We start from the raw sequence: 15,696 nt of genomic DNA, 5'->3' as shown, positions 1-15,696 counted from the left end.
CCACAGCCGCATCCGCGCTACCTCGGGATCCGACTCAGCCTGCGCGTTGCCGCGCACGTCTCGCGCCTACGTCCGCGGCCGCTGGTTGACCTGGGGGATTCATATGCGGACCGTTTTTAGGCGTCCCGGGGCAATGCGGACGAGAGGGCAGCGGAGGAGACTCAACCTGTCACCTGTTTCCTAGAAAGCCAGGGAAGGCAGTGGGAATCCCATGAGTAAGAGCAGACCAGCGGCCGCCGAGGGGACAGCCTCACTCCTGTCGCTAGGATGCAGGGGCAGGTGGACCGCCGTTCTCGGCGCGGGGCTACTCATATTCGGGTCGGCGTGTACAGGGTCGCCTCCGGCGCCGGCATCACAATCCGCAAGCGCGGGAGGTTCGAGTTCCACAGGAGACCTTTCAGCCGTTCCTGGAATAGTCAGGGAAGTCGAGCCCTCCGTGGTCACGATCGAGACGTCAAGCGGCATCGGCAGCGGGGTGGTCTACCGCAGCGACGGCACCATCGTCACGGACGCCCACGTGGTGGAGGACCCACAAAAGAAGCCGTTGAAGAGCGTCCGGATCCACTTCGCGGACGGATCCCAGGCGTCGGCCACCGTGCTGGGTGTCGACGACCCAACCGATGTGGCAGTGGTGAAGGCTGACAGGGGCAACCTGCCTGCCGCCAAATTCTCGACGGCGCTTCTCGAAGTCGGGCAGCTGGCGGTTGTGATTGGCAGTCCGCTCGGACTCGAGCAGACCGTCACGGCGGGCATTGTTTCCGCACTTCACCGTAATATGCCACCGTCCGGGGAATCGCCGCAGGGGCTTATCGACCTTATCCAGACAGACGCGCCCATCTCCCCGGGCAACTCCGGTGGCGCCGTGGTCAATAGCAGTTCGGAGATCATTGGACTCTCCGAAGCGTATCTGCCGCCCAGTTCGGGTGCCGTGTCGATCGGGTTCGTGACCCCCGCAACCACGGTGAGCGACGTGGCGGACCAGATACTGAAGAGCGGAGTGGCCACACACCCGGTCCTTGGAATCGTCCCGACCGACATCTCTCCTGAGCTCGCAAATCGCTTTGGCCTGCCTACAATGTCGGGCGCGCTGGTCATCGAAGTTGCCCAGGGCGGACCGGCAGCCAAAGCGGGATTGCAGCCAGGGGACATCATCACCCAGTTCGACGGACAGAAGATCGCCAGTGTGACCGACCTTCTTGCCGCTGTCCGCAAGAAAGAGCCGGGCCAGCAGTCCGACGTCGGGCTTCAGCGCGGGCAAGACACAAAGTCAGTGAAAGTCACCTTGGGGAGCACTGCAAAGGAATAGACCTGATCCTGGGGCCTGACCAGTAAAGATTACGATGAACCGTTTCCAGAAACGAGGTGTGGCCATGACTGACCCACTGGCACAACAATTGTTTAAGGGATCAGGAACTGCGTTGATTATCCGGGGCATTGCGGCCGTTCTATTCGGCATTTTGGTTGTCGTCTGGCCCGGTGTTTCCGTACTCGCAATGGTGATCCTCTTCGGTGTCTACGCCGTCTTTGACGGCGTCACCAACATCGCGCACTACGTCACGCGCAAGCGGCGCCGGTCCGTCTCGCAACTATTGGGCGGCATCATCTCCGTGCTCGCGGGTCTCGTCGCGTTCGTCTGGCCGGGCATCACCGCCCTTTCACTGGCGCTCGTCATCGGCCTGTGGGCGCTCATTCTCGGTGTCTCCCAGATGGCGCTGGCCTTTGAAGTCAAAAAGACTGTCGGGTCATGGTGGCTCTGGCTCATCACAGGTATCGTCACCACTGTCTTCGGGCTCTTCCTGGTCGTTCTTCCGGGCCCAGGCATACTCAGTCTCCTGGGGCTGCTCTCGTCCTTCGCAGTTCTCGTCGGAATACTTCTCATCGCATCCGGAGCTGCACTGCGCAGGCTGGGAAAAAGCCCTTTTACCCGCCTCTCGATGGGCTAATAGCCTGCCAACCAGTGCGGAACACAACGCTTACGCCGGCTGTCGCGCCGATGCCGGCCCCGTGACCGGATTGACATAGGAGCCAACATGATTTCAGGCGAAGACTGGCGCTGGTGCTATCTCCATGAGGCATTCGTCTAAGGTACCGGCGGCGCAACCAGCTGATGGAACCTGTCGAGGGCTCGAGGATGATCGAGACGCCGGACGTCTCCGGCGCCTATCCCACGCTCGGCCAAGCCCAGATCGAATTGTTGGGCCGTGCCGGCACCAGCCGGGCTACGTCGGCCGGAGAAGTCCTCATTCAGGAGGGAGACTTCGACACCGACTTCTTCGTCATCCTCCAGGGCACGGTACTGGTCCTGGAGGGGCCGCATGTCGCCGGGAGCAAACAGCCTGCTGATCCGGGCCCCGGCACGCGGATCCTCGAAATTCACGGTCCGGGGCGGTTCCTCGGGGAATTGGGCCTGGTCGAAGGGCAACCGGCCTTTACCAGCACGGTATCCGCCGAGGCAGGGGAAGTGCTCCAGATCAGCGGGGACGATCTACGCCGCGTGGTCCTGACGCACGCCGCGGTGGGCGAGACCATCCTGCGGGCTTATCTTCAGCGCCGGATCCTGATGATCAGCTCGGGCGCGGGCATTCGCATCGTTGGATCCCGCTTCAGCCGTGACACGATTCGCCTCCTGGAATTTGCGGCCGCCAACCGCCTGCCCCACCGGCTGGTCGATCTGGAAAATGACGAGCAGACGCAGGCCATCCTGGACCGGGCCGGGATCCTCGCGAACGACCTGCCGGCAGTGGTACTTAGCGCCTCGCGGGTCCTCAGAAACCCTTCAAACGGAGTTCTGGCCGTTGCCATGGGCCTACGGGTGGCGAAAGAGCACTCGGCCTCCTACGATCTCATGGTGATCGGGGCCGGGCCGGCTGGCCTGGCGGCCGCCGTCTACGCAGCGTCCGACGGGTTGTCGGTCCTCCTTAAGGAAGGCTTCGCGATAGGGGGGCAGGCCGGCACGTCTCCGCGGATCGAGAACTTTCTCGGCTTTCCCGCCGGGATCTCCGGCGGGGAACTCACTGAAAGAGCGGCCATTCAGGCCCGCAAGTTCAGAGTCCAGATCAACGTCGCCTGCCGGGCAAGCACCATCGAGTTCAGGGACGGCGAGTTCCGCGCCGAGTTCAACGAGAGCGGCCCTGCCTCCTCACGGGCTGCGCTGCTCGCCACCGGGGTTCGTTACCGCCGGCTGCCGGTCCCCGGGCTGGAGGAATTCGAGGGGATCAGTGTCTTCCACGCCGCCACTGTCCATGAGGCCAGGCTCTGCGGATTTCAGCCGGTGACCGTCGTCGGCGGTGGAAACTCCGCGGGACAGGCCGCTCTTTTCCTTGCTGGCACGGGAGCACCAGTGCGGCTGGTTCTGCGCGGGGCGGACCTCCGGGCGGGCATGTCCAGGTACCTCGCGGAACGGATCCAGGAGCACCAAGGCATAGAGGTGCTGCTGCGGGCCAACATCGTGGGCGTGGACGGTTCAGGCGCCCTTGAACGGATAGTCGTCGATCTGGGAGCCACGGGCGAACAACGCATCTTCGAGTCCAGGTACCTCTTCATTTTCATTGGAGCCAAGCCACACACAGAATGGCTGCAGGGCAAGCTCGCCCTGGATGACGATGGCTATATCCTCACCGGGGCTGATCTCGAGGACTTTCCTCCTGAGTTCAGCAATCTGGGCCGCAGACGAATGCCGCTTGAAACCAGCGTCCCCGGGATGTTCGCGGCCGGCGATGTTCGGCATGGCTCGGTGAAACGCGTAACGGCTGCCGCCGGTGAAGGCTCAACAGCAGTGGCAATGATCCACGAGCACCTGCGCCTCCTCCGGGATGGACCGTCCGGTGCGCGTTGGAATGAGGGACAGTGAAGTCCAACAGGACCGAGCCGGCCTCCTGGAGGCCAAGAAAGGTTCTTCCTTTTACTGCTATCTGCCTCGTGTGCCTCCCGAAATGCCGTTGAGCGTCCGTCACTGACGGCAATCCGAAGGTGCATGGCAAGAGCTTAACAACGGCGACATACGGGCGTAGCTTGGATGGTATTGGAGCGCCGATCCCGGCCTAGCCGCATCGGCCGCAGAATGTGCCGGGCCCGCAAGAGGCGACCATGGGTATCCCAGCCAAGTACGGCGTCGGATGGCCTGCGCCGAGGGTTAAGGTTCACGACGGCAAACCGTCGGGCCCGAAAATGATCGACTCTCGACTCCGTGATGGGGACAAGCGGCTCAAGCCGGATCTCGACCACAGCGGGCAACGGACTGCGGTCTGCCAGGCTCGTATTTCCGGTAAGACCCCCGTTGCGGTGGACAGAGACGAGAATCATTATGTTCGATCGACGTATGGCAGAGGAAATCCTCAACACGGCCGCGCGGACGGTGTCGGAGATGTCGTTCTGCGAGGTCGAGGACCGCTACCTCGCGGTGAATGGCCGGTTGGATCCCGTCCCTGAACGCGCGGCGTTGCCTCAGGATCTGGACGTCCGGTGCCTCAAGGGCAGGGACTCCGTCCTCCCGTCCGCCAGGCCGGGCTGGCGATATGCGTTGTTCACCGTTGGCGACGATGGCGATCTGAACGGATGTCTGGTGCTGTCCGCCGCCGACCCTCCGGATTTCCCCCAACTGATCCAGCTCCGGACAGCTGCGGGGACGGCCGGAACGACTCATGCCAGGGAAACCCCCGGGGAATTCCGGAATGACCCATTCGGCCAGCTGCCCCGCCGTGACGATATGAACCAGCGTCTCCTATCCCTCTCGGCGACGGTATTTGAGCTTGAAGAAAACGCCAAGATCCGGGATGCCCTTGACCAGGGCACGAGTCCCGACCTTGGGGACAGTGACTCCAGGGAGGGACTCCTCGCGGAGGTCCTTTCACGACTGACGGGGCGGCCCATCTGTATTGAGGACGCGTTCGGGCACATTAGCGCGGCGGCTGGGACCGGGTCCAGACGCCCCTACCCCAGGCCTGGTCCGGCGGCCAGGTCGCGGACTGCGCAGCTCTGGCTTGCCTCCGGTTCACCGGTTCCCGAACCGCGAAGGCTCGTTGCCGTTGCCCTGTCGCACGGCGAGGTGTTGGGGGCTATTTGCATGCTGGAAACCGACAGGCCGGTCACAGCCAGCAACCTCTTCGCTTTGAAGTACGCGACGCGGCTCTTGGAGGTCGAGTTGTCGCACCGCCGCAGCATGGCCCGGCTGGAACTGAGGCTGGGGCGCGACCTCGTGGACGAACTCGTGTCCGGAATGGATAGCGCGGCCGCAGGCGTTCGTGCCGAGGCATTGGGATATGACATCAGTGGTCCGCAGCACGTGATTGTGGCGGAGTGGCAGCCGCCGCGAACCGACGATACTCTCGTGCTTGCGTTGCGCAGGACGTTGCTGGAACTCCATTCATCCGCGCTCGTTTCACGGCGCGCGGACATGGCCGTTGCCGTAGTACGTGGACATCCGTTGGGCGCCGAGGTCTTTTCCGTTGTCGCCAGGACCCTACGAAGTGCCACCGGGGCAGTGGGCATCGGCGGTCCAAGCCTGGAGGTCGCCCAGATTCCGCGCTCCTTCTCGGAAGCCCTGCACGCGCTGCACATTCGGGCCGGTTCAATCGATCACTACGGTGTCACCCGCTTTGATCAACTGGGGATCTACCGCATCTTGGACACAGCTGGAGGCGAACCGGACCTGGCGGGCTATGTCGACGAGTGGCTCGGAACCCTTCAACGCGCCGACGAAAGCCGGGGGTCTGACCTCGTGCAAACCCTGGCCCAGTACCTGGACCGCGGCGGCAACTATGACAGTACGGCCGAGAGCCTGACCATCCATCGAAGCACTCTGCGTTACCGCTTGAAGTCCATCCGGCAGATCACCGGCTTCAACCTCGCCGATCCCGAAACCCGACTAAACCTGCACGTCGCAACGCGCGCATGGCGCCTTCACCCGCACGGCGCCCCTTTTCACGTCCCGTAGCCAGCCCTCAACCGACCGAATCGCCGCAGTCAGCACAGTGCCGGTTGACCCGCAGGTCATAAACACTGAAGCATAGGAGGCCGGACGTGCCGGAAAGTTCGGGCGACGTGAACCGCACCGGATCCCGTACGCTGGGTGTGCTCGCCGAACCGGAAGTCACCGCCGAGTTTGCCGAGCGCAACGGCCGCGACGTGGGGCAGCTGCTCAACCTTGCCGATGAGCGCCACGACTGGTCCGTGGTGATCGAGTACCAGGATTTTAACGCTGGCAACGGACTGACGCCGATGCTGGACTCCATGGCCAAGCACCGGATCCGCCGCGCGTGGGATGTCATGGTCTGCCTGACCGATCTTCCGATCCGTTTCGAGGACCGGACGGTGGTCGCGGAAGTTGCGCTCGGGGAGCCGGTCTCCCTGGTTTCCTTGCCTGCGCTCGGCGCCGTCAACATCGACCGCCGGGTCCGCGCTGCAGTCGCCGACCTCGGCTGGGCGATGCACCGCCACTTCGATCCCGAGGATGACGCCGGCGAATTCGGTCCTCCCTCGCTGCACCGATCGCGGCGTATCGAGACCGCTGTTCTTGACGGCGGGTCGATTGGGTTCCGCTACGTCTCAGCATCCCGCCTCGGCCGCGGACGGTTGCTGGCAGGCATGCTCCGGGCAAACCGTCCTTGGCGGCTGGTCTTCGGCTTGAGAAGCGCAATGGCCGCCGCGATCGCCACGGGCGCGTTCGCGCTTGTCACGAACACAATCTGGCAACTCGCAGACCTCCTGGGGGCGCCGAGATTGACGGTGTTGATGATCCTTTCGATCAGCTCGATGGTGTTCTGGATCATCAGCCAACACGATCTGTGGGAAAGCCCCCGGCGCGACGATCCCCTCGAACGATACAAGGCTTCCTTGTACAACACTTCTACAGTGTGGTCGTTGATGATCGGCGTCGTGATGAGCTACGTCCTGCTACTCGTGGCCGTGCTGCTGGCCGCGGCGTTCACCATCGACGCAGGCCTATTGGCGCTGACCCTGCAGCATCCCGTGACTGTTTGGGATTTTGTGGACGTCGCCTGGATGACGACATCGGCAGCGCTCATCGGTGGTGCGTTAGGCTCGGGATTCGAGTCAAAGGACGACATTCTTCGGGCGGCCTACGGCCAACGAGAACGTCATCGTCGCCAGTCGATGGATGCAGGCGAATAATCCGGATGCGCCGCTGGGCGGGCTCACGCCAACGCCGGGTGCCGCCAAAGGCCCCTGCCGAATATCGGGAACCCAGCCAGGGCGCTCGGTTTCCGACCTGGCGCCGATCAGTGGACGAGGCCCGCGACGAGATTGATCGCCGTGGCCAGCACGATGGCTCCCAACACATAGGAAAGCAGGGCCTGGCGCAATGCGGCATACCGGATGGCGTCCGTGGTCAGGTCGGTGTCGGAGACCTGATATGTCATGCCAATGGTGAAGGATAGATACGCGAAGTCCGCGTATTTGGGCGGATTCTTCTTGTTGAAGTCCACACCGTCCTTAGCCAAGTAATAAAGAGTGGCGTAGCGAAGTGTGAAGAGGGTGTGGACCAGGAGCCAGGAGAGTGCGACGCTGCCCAGGGCAACGCCAATGATGAGTGCTTTCGTTCCCCCCTCCGCAGGAGCTGCCTCCAGCAGGATGAGGGCGACGCCCCCGAAGCTACCCATCGTGGCCGCCAGGACGAGAATGTCGGAGGCGAACCGGCCGGGATCCTCCCGGACCGCATGGGCAGAGGTCTCCGACGCATCAAGGCGCCCGATCACGGACCAGACCCAGACCAGGTAGATCAGCGACGCGGCCGCCCACCCTAGAGCCGGGGCATAGGCCCAGGAGCCCAGAAACCCCACTGCAACGGCCACGGCCAGCCCGCCGGCTGCCATCACCGCCAGCCGAACCCGAGTGCTATTAACCGGGGAAGTGTAACTACGGGTGCTCACGACCTGGCCCCCTCCGAATCGAACAGCTGAACCCGGGCCGCAACGGCCGGAGACACCACACCGTTCGCCGAGCGGCGTCCGGGCTCAGATAAGGGGACGCAACGGAACCCTCACCCATATCGGTTGCCTCGGCCATGGGAAGCGTCTCGCGTGGACTCATAGAAAACCTCCCAATAGCGGATACATTCCTTCATTTGAAAACCTCCGCCTAGCGGTGGGTTGACAGTGTTGGCGTCGGCTGGCAAAGAGCTGCGATGTTCTGCGGTGCTAGGTGCGCACCGCGAGTGTGGTGCGCTCTTGCGCGCTCGTCATTCACTCGCCCAAAGTAACGCCGCGGGCACACGCTGTCGAGTGCTCGCCCCGCCCGCAAAATCACGGGACCGGGGCCAATCGGGAAGCATCGGCGAGGGCGAGGTCGAAAGGCCACCGCGACGGCCAGGCCACAGCCGCCGCTGGCCCATTGGGCAGGCAGAGAAACGTCCGTTAGCCGGCTAAACGGGCCGGCGACTCCCCGAGCAGGCGTCTTCGACCACGGTCACATACCGGCCCGCGTCCGAGGCCCCGAGTGCGGTCGCCAGGATGCAGAAGTCGGTTGCGACACCAGTGAGGATTATCTCTTCCCCGACGGGAATCCGGTCCGCCCGCGCTTCCCCCATTGGAGAGTGTGAGAAGGTCAATCGAGTCGCGGACCTCAACGCCCGGGAGTTCGATGTGCCAAATGGGATCGGCGGGAGCCCGGCGCATGCTTTGCCAGCGCTCGTAGTACGCGGACCACGAGCCTTCCTCCGCAGGGTCAGGGATGAATCGCGTGAGGATAGGTTCCCATCCGGAGGCCACCAGGCGCGTGATGCTTCGGGCCTCTTCGTCGTACCGCGGGACGTGCCACTCCCCCGCTTGGCGGAAGGCACGCTGCATGTCGATCACGACTAAGTGACCTTTCGCTCCACTAATCACAATGCCTGGCCTTCCTGGTTAGCGTAGGGATCGGCGATGCCGATGTATTGGGTGGTTGTGTACTCGGCGATGCCCTCGGCGCCGCCCCCCCCCCCGGCCGAGGCCCGATTGCAGGTGCTTCTTACGGGCATCCACAGCAAGCCGGTCAACAGGCCGCTTGGCCAAGAGTTCCTAATGACTCCGCCGCCACTATGCCTCTTCTCCATTCCGTTCCGGAGCCGGGCCGAGCCAACTCAGGGCTCCTCAAAGCGCTTCAACAACCCAGCATCGTGGCGCAGCACGAAGTCCACGCCAGCACTGACCTCAAGACCACGGCCGTGACGATGAGCCGACACGAAGGGTAACTTCCCGCAACGGTCAGAAGAGCCTGCAGGTCCCGGCGCATATTCTGAGACCAGCCGTATCCGATCCTGAAGGAAGCCATGCCCGACCCCTCACGTCCCTTACGCAAACTTGGATTCCTCACTATCGGCCTGTTCGATCCGGCGGATCCCGCCCCGGGCCACGAATCCACTTTGCAGATCATCGAACTCGGCGAAGGCCTCGGATTCGACAGCGCGTGGCTGCGGCACCGTCATTTGCAGTTCGGAATCTCCTCCCCCATCGCGATGATGGCCGCCGCCAGCCAGCGCACCTCACGGATCGAGCTTGGAACCGCTGTAACACCGCTGGGCTGGGAAAACCCCTTGCGCCTTGCGGAAGACCTGGGCACGGTGGATCTGCTCGCCGGGGGACGCATCAATCCGGGGCTGAGCGTGGGTGAACCGATGCATTACGACACGGTGAAGCACGAGCTGTACCCGGATTCCTCCGAGTCAGAGGATTTCAGCTACGGGCGCCTGAACCGACTTGCCCGTCTGATCGCGGGGGAAAAGGTGCGGGACTTTTCCGGCAGGCAAGGTGTAGTCGAGGAATTCTCCAACCGCGTCGAGCCGCATTCTGCCGGGCTCCGGGATCGCCTTTGGTATGGGGCGGCCAGCAGGAAGTCGGCCGTCTGGGCCGGGGCAAACGGCTTCAATCTCCTCTCCAGCAGCGTCATCTTTCCGGAAGCGGATCAGGAACCGGACTTTGCCCGAATCCAGCAGTCGCAGATTCGTGCCTTCCGTGAAGCCTCTGAAACGTCAGCCCAGGCGCACGGACAGGCCCGTGTGTCGCAGGGCCTGGTGGTGATCCCAACTGATTCGGCTTCGCCGGGTCAGCGGGAGAAATACCAGCGGTATGTTGATGAACGCACTCCCCGCACACGGGCGCCGCAGGGGGCAAGGGGCATGCTGTTTGCCGCGGACCTGATCGGTACCAGCGACGAGATCGCCGAACAGCTATATGCACACGCAGGATTTCAGGAAGTCGACGAGGTGGCGTTTGCGCTGCCCTTCAGCTTCGACCACGAGGATTACATCCAGATCCTCACCGACATCGCCAGCAAACTCGGTCCAGCCCTGGGATGGACCCCAGCTGAAGTCCGGCGCAGCGCGCAGTAGGCGGCACGGCCTACAATCGACCACACGTTGGGCATTCCTGGGCGGCTGTGCGCAGCCGAGTCGCGGTGCTCCCAGTTGTCAGAGCGGTCCTGTGCGGTAGCCTTTCGACCCATGGTCGATGCGAAGCGATTCCGGGTACTCCTTGAGGAGGAACGTGACCGCAAGGTTGCGCTCTTGAGAGCCCTCCGTGGGGACATCACTTCGGTAAACGTCGCCAGGCAGGACGCCAACGTCGACGACGAACACGATCCGGAAGGGAGCACGATCGCCTTCGAACTCTCCCAGGCTTCCGCACTCATGGAGCAGAGCCGGGTGGGCCTGGAACAGATCGAGGCCGCTTTGCTGCGGATTGCCAACGGGAGTTACGGACTGTGCGCCGTGTGCGGCAAGCCCATCGCGGAGGGCCGCCTGGAGGCAAGGCCTTGGACTCCGTATTGCATAGAGCACGCATCCGGTCAGAGCTAAGCCAAGGCGAATACCCCTCCCGCCACTCGTTGCCAACGATGTACGATCCGGCGCGAGGGCCCATCTGAAGCATCCCTCCGTCGACGACGCCGGTATAGCCGGGAAGGCAATCACCGCTGCGACCTCACGGGCACCCGCGGCTGGCCCAGCGGCACCACGGGAGCTCAATGGCTGTGGGGTCCTTGTCGCTGTTGCCCGTCATCGGCGTCGCAATTTCGCCCGGAGCAACGCTGCGGGTAGCGTGCGTGCCCAACGGACTGTGGAAGCCCTGGCGCCGCCAGCGGACTGTCGCATTCTGCCTCCTCGGATGGCCTGTTTCTCGTTCAGGATGCTCATGCCTTCTCAGTTCTTCTGCAGTTCTCCGTACACCTCGTCGGTGACGGGCTCGAGCCATTCGTTACTGACGTTGTCGCCCGGGGTGATGAAGGCCAGGTGGGAGAACCACGAGTCGACCTTCGCGCCGTGCCAGTGTTTCGTCCCGGCCTGGACGTGGATCACCGTTCCCGGCTCCAGGCTGACGGGGTCCTGACCCTCGGCCTGGTACCAGCCGCTGCCCGCCGTGCAGAGCAGGATCTGGTCACCGCCCCCACCGGTGCCGTGGTGGATGTGCCAGTTGTTGCGGCATCCCGGTTCGAAGGAGACGTTGTTGACGGGAACCTTCCCGCCGGCTAGCGGGGCCAGGTAGCTCTGGCCGATGAAGTACTGCGCGAAGGCGTCGTTGGGAGCTCCGAGCGGGAAGATCTGCTGGAAGTTGTTGTCGGTCATTCTGATTTTCCTTTTGTCTTGGTCAGTGGTTGACGTACGCCATGTGCTCGGCGTTGTAGCGGTCGCCGCGTATTCCGATGCTCTGGGCGAGGCTGTCGAGGTCGGCGCGCTCGTCCGCGGAGAGGGCGAGCTGCGTGGCCGTCGCATTCTCCCGGATGCGCTCGGTACGTCGAGTGCCAGGAATCGGTACGATCCACGGCTGCTGCGCCAGCAACCAGGCCAAGGCGATCTGGCCCGGCGTCGAACGCTTTGCCTCCGCCAGGCTCTTGACGTGGTCAAGGAGTTTCTGGTTCGCGGCGAGATTCTCTGCCTCGAACCGCGGAACACGCCGACGGATGTCTCCCTCGGCGAAGGCGGTGGATGCCTCGACGGTGCCGGTAAGGAAGCCCTTGCCGAGCGGGCTGAACGGTACGAAGCCGATGCCGAGCTCCGCCAGGGTCGGCAGCACCTCAGCCTCGGGATCCCGTGTCCAGAGCGAGTACTCGCTCTGGACCGCGGTGACCGGGTGCACGGCATGAGCGCGGCGGATCGTGGTGGCGGAGGCCTCAGAGAGGCCGAAGTGCTTCACCTTGCCTTCGGCGATCAGCTCGCCAACAGCCCCGGCGACATCGTCAATCGGCACGTCGGGATCGACGCGATGCTGATAGAACAAGTCGATCACATCCGTACGCAACCGTTTCAGCGACGCCTCGGCGACGCGTCGGATCTGCTCGGGCCGGCTGTCCAGCCCGACACTCTGGCCATCCTGGATGTCCCAGCCGAACTTGGTGGCAATTACGACCCGGTCGCGAATCGGCTCAAGCGCCTCCCCGACGAGCTCCTCGTTGGCGTACGGCCCGTACACCTCTGCCGTGTCGAAAAATGTCACGCCATCGTCGACGGCCGAGCGCAGCACGGAAATCATCTCGTCGCGATCGCCGGGGTTGGGTCCGTAGCTCTGGGACATGCCCATTGCGCCGAGCCCGATCGCGGAGACCTCAAGGCCCTGGCCAAGTGTTCTGATGTGCATGATCAGTCCTTCGTAGTAGTCGTAGTGTCATCGAGGACGTGGCGCGACGGCGACGCGGTCACAGTGGCGGCGAGGCTCGCCAACAGCTGGAGCCGCTGCTCGCTCGGCGAACCGGACTCAGCGGTGTAAATGAGGAACGAAAGCCCGGGCTCAGCAGTCAGCTCCAAACCCTCATACGTCAGGGTGAGGTCGCCGACCTCGTGATGGTGAAAATCCTTTGTACCCGAGCCGTGGCGGCGGACGTTGTGCGCACCCCATCGCGTACGGAAAGCGTCGCTGCAGGTGGAGAGTTCACCGACAAGGTCCTGCAACTGCTTGTCACGAGGATCATGACCGGCTTCCGTGCGCAAGATCGCCACGGTGACGTCTGCGGCCGCCTCCCAGTCCGGGTAGAAGGACTTGGCGCGCTCGTCAAGGAAGCAATACCGGGCGAGGTTCCCCTGCCCGGGCCCGTCGAAGACTTCATCGTAGAACGCGCGGCCCAGGGCATTGGTCGCCAGGATGTCCATCCGCCCGTTGCGTACGAATGCCGGGCCGTTCACGATGACGTCCAGCGCACGGGTCAGGCCATCCCGGGCCACCCACGTCTTCGGCTTGCGCCGGCGCACGGGCTGCGCGCCCCCGTTTGCCGCTCGCGCGAGGTCAAAAAGGTGCTCGCGCTCGGCGTCGTCGAGCTGCAGAGCTCGTGCCACCGACTCCAGCACAGAGTCTGACACTCCTACGAGGTTCCCCCGCTCGATCTTGGCGTAATACTCCGGGCTCACGTCCGCGAGCATCGCGACCTCGCCCCGCCTCAAGCCCGCCACGCGACGGGGCCCTGAGACCGCCAGACCGGCCTGTTCGGGGCCGAGATTGGCCCGACGGGACATAAGGAACTCCCGTGCTTCGTCTCTGGTATCCATGCAGACAACGTTATTTCGGCGACCGCTTCGGAGGGAGTCCCCACTGGTACACCCTTCACTGGAGACTCCCCCTGCCGCCTTTGCGATGGACTGGACTCGTCCAATCAAGGACGAAGGAGTAAGACCATGAGCACCAAAGAGCAGAACACCGGCTGGACCGGTGGGAAGAACGCCTTCGGCGACTTCGCGCCCGGAATGGTCCACTACACGAGCGATGAGCGTATTGAAGGGCATCATCGAGGAAGAGAACTGAGCATTTTCAGCTTATCGTCACGCCGCTCAGGACGGCAGGAGGGTCACTAGCCCCACCATGGTGATTCCGCTGTGGAGAAGCCCAATCCGAGTGAGCCAGCCCCGCCACCCACTGAACGCGAGAGAGTGCTTCGGACTATGCTGACGCTGTCCACGCAGGGTGGCGCGGCGCTGAGGAGAATCGCGTTCGCAGTCTGCGGCAGTTCAGACAGTGCCACATGTTCACATCAAGTCATCCGTTCAACTTCATTTGATGGGGCCCGCGGCACTGTATCCGCCGCTGCGACCCGATTCGTCGGAGAACCAGAACGAGTACAAGTGCGCGTCGGCGGAGACGCTGATGGTTACGGTGACGCGGCGTGTGTCACGGCTGTTCCCGCAAACCAGGGGGATCCCGTGACGGGTGCTGTCGATGCCGGACGGGATAGCATGGGTTTCCGTTTCACCCGTGTCTAGATTCGTCACGGCTGCTTTGCCTTCGCCCCTGCCCGTACGGATATTGACGAACAGGTGGCTTCCCTGCACAAGGAGGGGTTTCGTACGCACCATTCCCGTTCCTTCAGAACCTGGAGTCAAGGCGCAGAATCCGTCCCGCCGTAGGGTGGCGAGGCCCATCGAACCGCCGGCGTACATGTGGTGACCGAGAGCCGGGGAGAGTCCGGAGAACCCTGTGTAATAGATCCTCGTATCGTCCCCGTACGGGACTATGCCGCCGTTGACCAGGTGCAGGTACCCGTAGTCCCAGGCATCCCGGGCCAGGGAAGACGCCAGGAATGGTTCAGGAGCCACGGTGTAGTGAAAGCCATCCCTTGAGATGCCGAGGTGCAGGTCGATGATTTTCGGCATGCCATTCGCTTCGGCATAGTTGTTGGATGGACCCCGGTATACGGCAAACACCCCGAGCATGGCGCTTTCATAGGGCATGCAAGTTACCTTATAGATTTCGGACGCGCGCAGATCCCCGATGGCGGCAGCGGTCCCGAAGCCATGACTCCCCACCCAGGGAATGACGTCATCCCCGGACCAGCGTGCCGCATCATGGAAGTGGTCTGCTTCATGCCAGCCCCGTCCACGCCCATATGGCCCGAGGTGTGTGCGGAGGCTGAACACCCACTTCCGTCGAAAAGGGTCGTAAAAGAAGGTCGTGTTGTCCCCGCACGGTCCAGACGGTCCTTCGTGGATCCAGTGCTCGCCATCTTCGCTTGAGTAGATTTCGCCGCACTCGGAGATGACGGGCGTTGAATGGGCGGCCAGATCGTCAGGGCCGAATTCCGGGGACCGCCGGCGGACCCACCGCAACATGCGGAAGGGGGATTCAGGCTCGAAGTAATCGCGGCAAATGCTGACGCCGTCCCGCTGCAATATGCTTCCCTGGATCTCATACTCGAGCCCTGTGAGTTCCAGTGGCTCAGCGTCATTCCAGGCGATGCCGTCGGCCGAGATGCGCAGGGAGGTCCGGTCAAACCATCCCGACATGTACCAGACTCGCCACTCCCCTTTATCGGGGTCGTAGAGGATACCGTCATCGAACGGTGCAGCCACCGGACAACGGCCTCCATTCATGTCCCGGTCCGTGGTTGGGGCCAGCACCGGGTTTTCGGCGTGGGGAATGGGCGGCAGCCACTTACGTGCCAGAGAGCGTTGATCGAGTAGGTAGTCATCAATGATCAGCTGGCGCCCAACGCGAGCGTCGATAGTATCCATGTTTCCTTCGGTCCGATCCTCTGGTCGTTGCGAGCCGCGCTCTCTCCGGAGACGGGAATCATTGACGCAGGCACCGCTGGAACGATTGGGCCCAGAGCCTCGCGGACCGTTCTGGCCGTTGGCGATGCTCCGCCGCGTGAAGATCGGCTCACCGGAGTTGTAGAAGTTGAACATCGACGCAGGCAAGGTCAACTCAATGCGCTCTCCCTGGGAGCATAGGACGCAGCACTCCCGAAACGCCAACGATCCGCGCAAGATCGGCTGACGGTTACCGACCA

General features: G+C 63.3%; 14 protein-coding genes and 1 pseudogene. 8 read left to right on the top strand and 7 right to left on the bottom strand.

Annotated features, from left to right (window positions below):
* Positions 1–436: 436 nt before the first annotated feature.
* The 5 genes from LFT47_RS09990 to LFT47_RS09970 all read left to right on the top strand — a co-directional run bounded on the left by LFT47_RS09990 (position 437) and on the right by LFT47_RS09970 (position 7,128).
* Positions 437–1,306: a S1C family serine protease gene (locus LFT47_RS09990; protein ID WP_236817857.1), complete on the top strand. Its 870-nt coding sequence runs from the start codon at positions 437–439 to the stop codon at positions 1,304–1,306.
* Positions 1,307–1,370: 64 nt separating this feature from the next.
* Positions 1,371–1,943, top strand: coding sequence for an HdeD family acid-resistance protein (locus LFT47_RS09985; RefSeq protein WP_236817855.1), 573 nt, complete (start codon positions 1,371–1,373; stop codon positions 1,941–1,943).
* 164 nt (positions 1,944–2,107) lie between these two features.
* Positions 2,108–3,850 (top strand): FAD-dependent oxidoreductase, encoded by a 1,743-nt coding sequence (locus tag LFT47_RS09980; RefSeq protein WP_236817853.1) that lies wholly within the window; start codon positions 2,108–2,110, stop codon positions 3,848–3,850.
* Between the two features lie 468 nt (positions 3,851–4,318).
* The gene (locus tag LFT47_RS09975) at positions 4,319–5,932 is read left to right on the top strand and encodes a PucR family transcriptional regulator (RefSeq protein ID WP_236817842.1); all 1,614 of its coding nucleotides are present in this window, start codon (positions 4,319–4,321) and stop codon (positions 5,930–5,932) included.
* 86 nt (positions 5,933–6,018) lie between these two features.
* Positions 6,019–7,128: a hypothetical protein gene (locus LFT47_RS09970; RefSeq protein WP_236817839.1), complete on the top strand. Its 1,110-nt coding sequence runs from the start codon at positions 6,019–6,021 to the stop codon at positions 7,126–7,128.
* 107 nt (positions 7,129–7,235) lie between these two features.
* Here LFT47_RS09970 and LFT47_RS09965 read toward each other — a convergent pair whose 3' ends face one another.
* Positions 7,236–7,886 carry a DUF1345 domain-containing protein gene (locus LFT47_RS09965; RefSeq protein ID WP_236817820.1) on the bottom strand — a complete coding sequence of 217 codons (651 nt, stop codon included), beginning with the start codon at positions 7,884–7,886 and terminating at the stop codon, positions 7,236–7,238.
* A gap of 491 nt (positions 7,887–8,377) precedes the next feature.
* Positions 8,378–8,542: an isochorismatase family protein gene (locus tag LFT47_RS09960; RefSeq protein WP_236817818.1), complete on the bottom strand. Its 165-nt coding sequence runs from the start codon at positions 8,540–8,542 to the stop codon at positions 8,378–8,380.
* A 720-nt stretch (positions 8,543–9,262) separates the two neighbouring features.
* Between LFT47_RS09960 and LFT47_RS09955 the strand changes: the two genes are divergently transcribed.
* The gene (locus tag LFT47_RS09955) at positions 9,263–10,321 is read left to right on the top strand and encodes an LLM class flavin-dependent oxidoreductase (RefSeq protein ID WP_236817817.1); all 1,059 of its coding nucleotides are present in this window, start codon (positions 9,263–9,265) and stop codon (positions 10,319–10,321) included.
* Between the two features lie 111 nt (positions 10,322–10,432).
* The gene (locus tag LFT47_RS09950; protein WP_236817815.1) at positions 10,433–10,786 is read left to right on the top strand and encodes a TraR/DksA family transcriptional regulator; all 354 of its coding nucleotides are present in this window, start codon (positions 10,433–10,435) and stop codon (positions 10,784–10,786) included.
* Positions 10,787–10,799: 13 nt separating this feature from the next.
* On the opposite strand, the pseudogene LFT47_RS21500 reads toward LFT47_RS09950, so the two are convergent.
* From LFT47_RS21500 to LFT47_RS09930, 4 genes and pseudogenes are all read right to left on the bottom strand, one after another.
* Positions 10,800–11,018, bottom strand: a pseudogene (locus LFT47_RS21500) (SDR family oxidoreductase); the annotation flags it as partial.
* Between the two features lie 110 nt (positions 11,019–11,128).
* On the bottom strand, positions 11,129–11,551 hold the full coding sequence (locus LFT47_RS09940; RefSeq protein WP_236817813.1) for a cupin domain-containing protein: 423 nt from the start codon (positions 11,549–11,551) through the stop codon (positions 11,129–11,131).
* Positions 11,552–11,573: 22 nt separating this feature from the next.
* Positions 11,574–12,560 (bottom strand): aldo/keto reductase, encoded by a 987-nt coding sequence (locus LFT47_RS09935; RefSeq protein WP_236817811.1) that lies wholly within the window; start codon positions 12,558–12,560, stop codon positions 11,574–11,576.
* A gap of 2 nt (positions 12,561–12,562) precedes the next feature.
* Positions 12,563–13,462 carry a helix-turn-helix transcriptional regulator gene (locus tag LFT47_RS09930; protein WP_236817809.1) on the bottom strand — a complete coding sequence of 300 codons (900 nt, stop codon included), beginning with the start codon at positions 13,460–13,462 and terminating at the stop codon, positions 12,563–12,565.
* Positions 13,463–13,588: 126 nt separating this feature from the next.
* On the opposite strand from LFT47_RS09930, the gene LFT47_RS09925 reads away from it, so the two are divergent.
* Positions 13,589–13,765, top strand: a complete 177-nt coding sequence (locus LFT47_RS09925) for a hypothetical protein (protein WP_236817807.1) — start codon at positions 13,589–13,591, stop codon at positions 13,763–13,765.
* 195 nt (positions 13,766–13,960) lie between these two features.
* Here the strand turns inward: LFT47_RS09925 and LFT47_RS09920 are convergent, their stop codons facing one another.
* Positions 13,961–15,418 (bottom strand): hypothetical protein, encoded by a 1,458-nt coding sequence (locus LFT47_RS09920; RefSeq protein ID WP_236817805.1) that lies wholly within the window; start codon positions 15,416–15,418, stop codon positions 13,961–13,963.
* Positions 15,419–15,696 lie beyond the last annotated feature (278 nt).

This window comes from Arthrobacter sp. FW306-2-2C-D06B (genome assembly GCF_021789175.1).
Taxonomy (GTDB): domain Bacteria; phylum Actinomycetota; class Actinomycetes; order Actinomycetales; family Micrococcaceae; genus Arthrobacter.
This window is presented reverse-complemented; position numbering and strand designations above follow the sequence as displayed.

Bases quoted from the DNA above. Each gene is read 5' to 3' on its own strand.
- LFT47_RS09960 (WP_236817818.1), bottom strand. From the start codon at position 8,542: ATGGGGGAAGCGCGGGCGGACCGGATTCCCGTCGGGGAAGAGATAATC.
- LFT47_RS09925 (WP_236817807.1), top strand. From the start codon at position 13,589: ATGAGCACCAAAGAGCAGAACACCGGCTGGACCGGTGGGAAGAACGCC.
- LFT47_RS09975 (WP_236817842.1), top strand. From the start codon at position 4,319: ATGGCAGAGGAAATCCTCAACACGGCCGCGCGGACGGTGTCGGAGATG.
- LFT47_RS09955 (WP_236817817.1), top strand. From the start codon at position 9,263: ATGCCCGACCCCTCACGTCCCTTACGCAAACTTGGATTCCTCACTATC.
- LFT47_RS09940 (WP_236817813.1), bottom strand. From the start codon at position 11,551: ATGACCGACAACAACTTCCAGCAGATCTTCCCGCTCGGAGCTCCCAAC.
- LFT47_RS09935 (WP_236817811.1), bottom strand. From the start codon at position 12,560: ATGCACATCAGAACACTTGGCCAGGGCCTTGAGGTCTCCGCGATCGGG.
- LFT47_RS09930 (WP_236817809.1), bottom strand. From the start codon at position 13,462: ATGGATACCAGAGACGAAGCACGGGAGTTCCTTATGTCCCGTCGGGCC.
- LFT47_RS09980 (WP_236817853.1), top strand. From the start codon at position 2,108: ATGGAACCTGTCGAGGGCTCGAGGATGATCGAGACGCCGGACGTCTCC.
- LFT47_RS09985 (WP_236817855.1), top strand. From the start codon at position 1,371: ATGACTGACCCACTGGCACAACAATTGTTTAAGGGATCAGGAACTGCG.
- LFT47_RS09950 (WP_236817815.1), top strand. From the start codon at position 10,433: ATGGTCGATGCGAAGCGATTCCGGGTACTCCTTGAGGAGGAACGTGAC.
- LFT47_RS09920 (WP_236817805.1), bottom strand. From the start codon at position 15,418: ATGGATACTATCGACGCTCGCGTTGGGCGCCAGCTGATCATTGATGAC.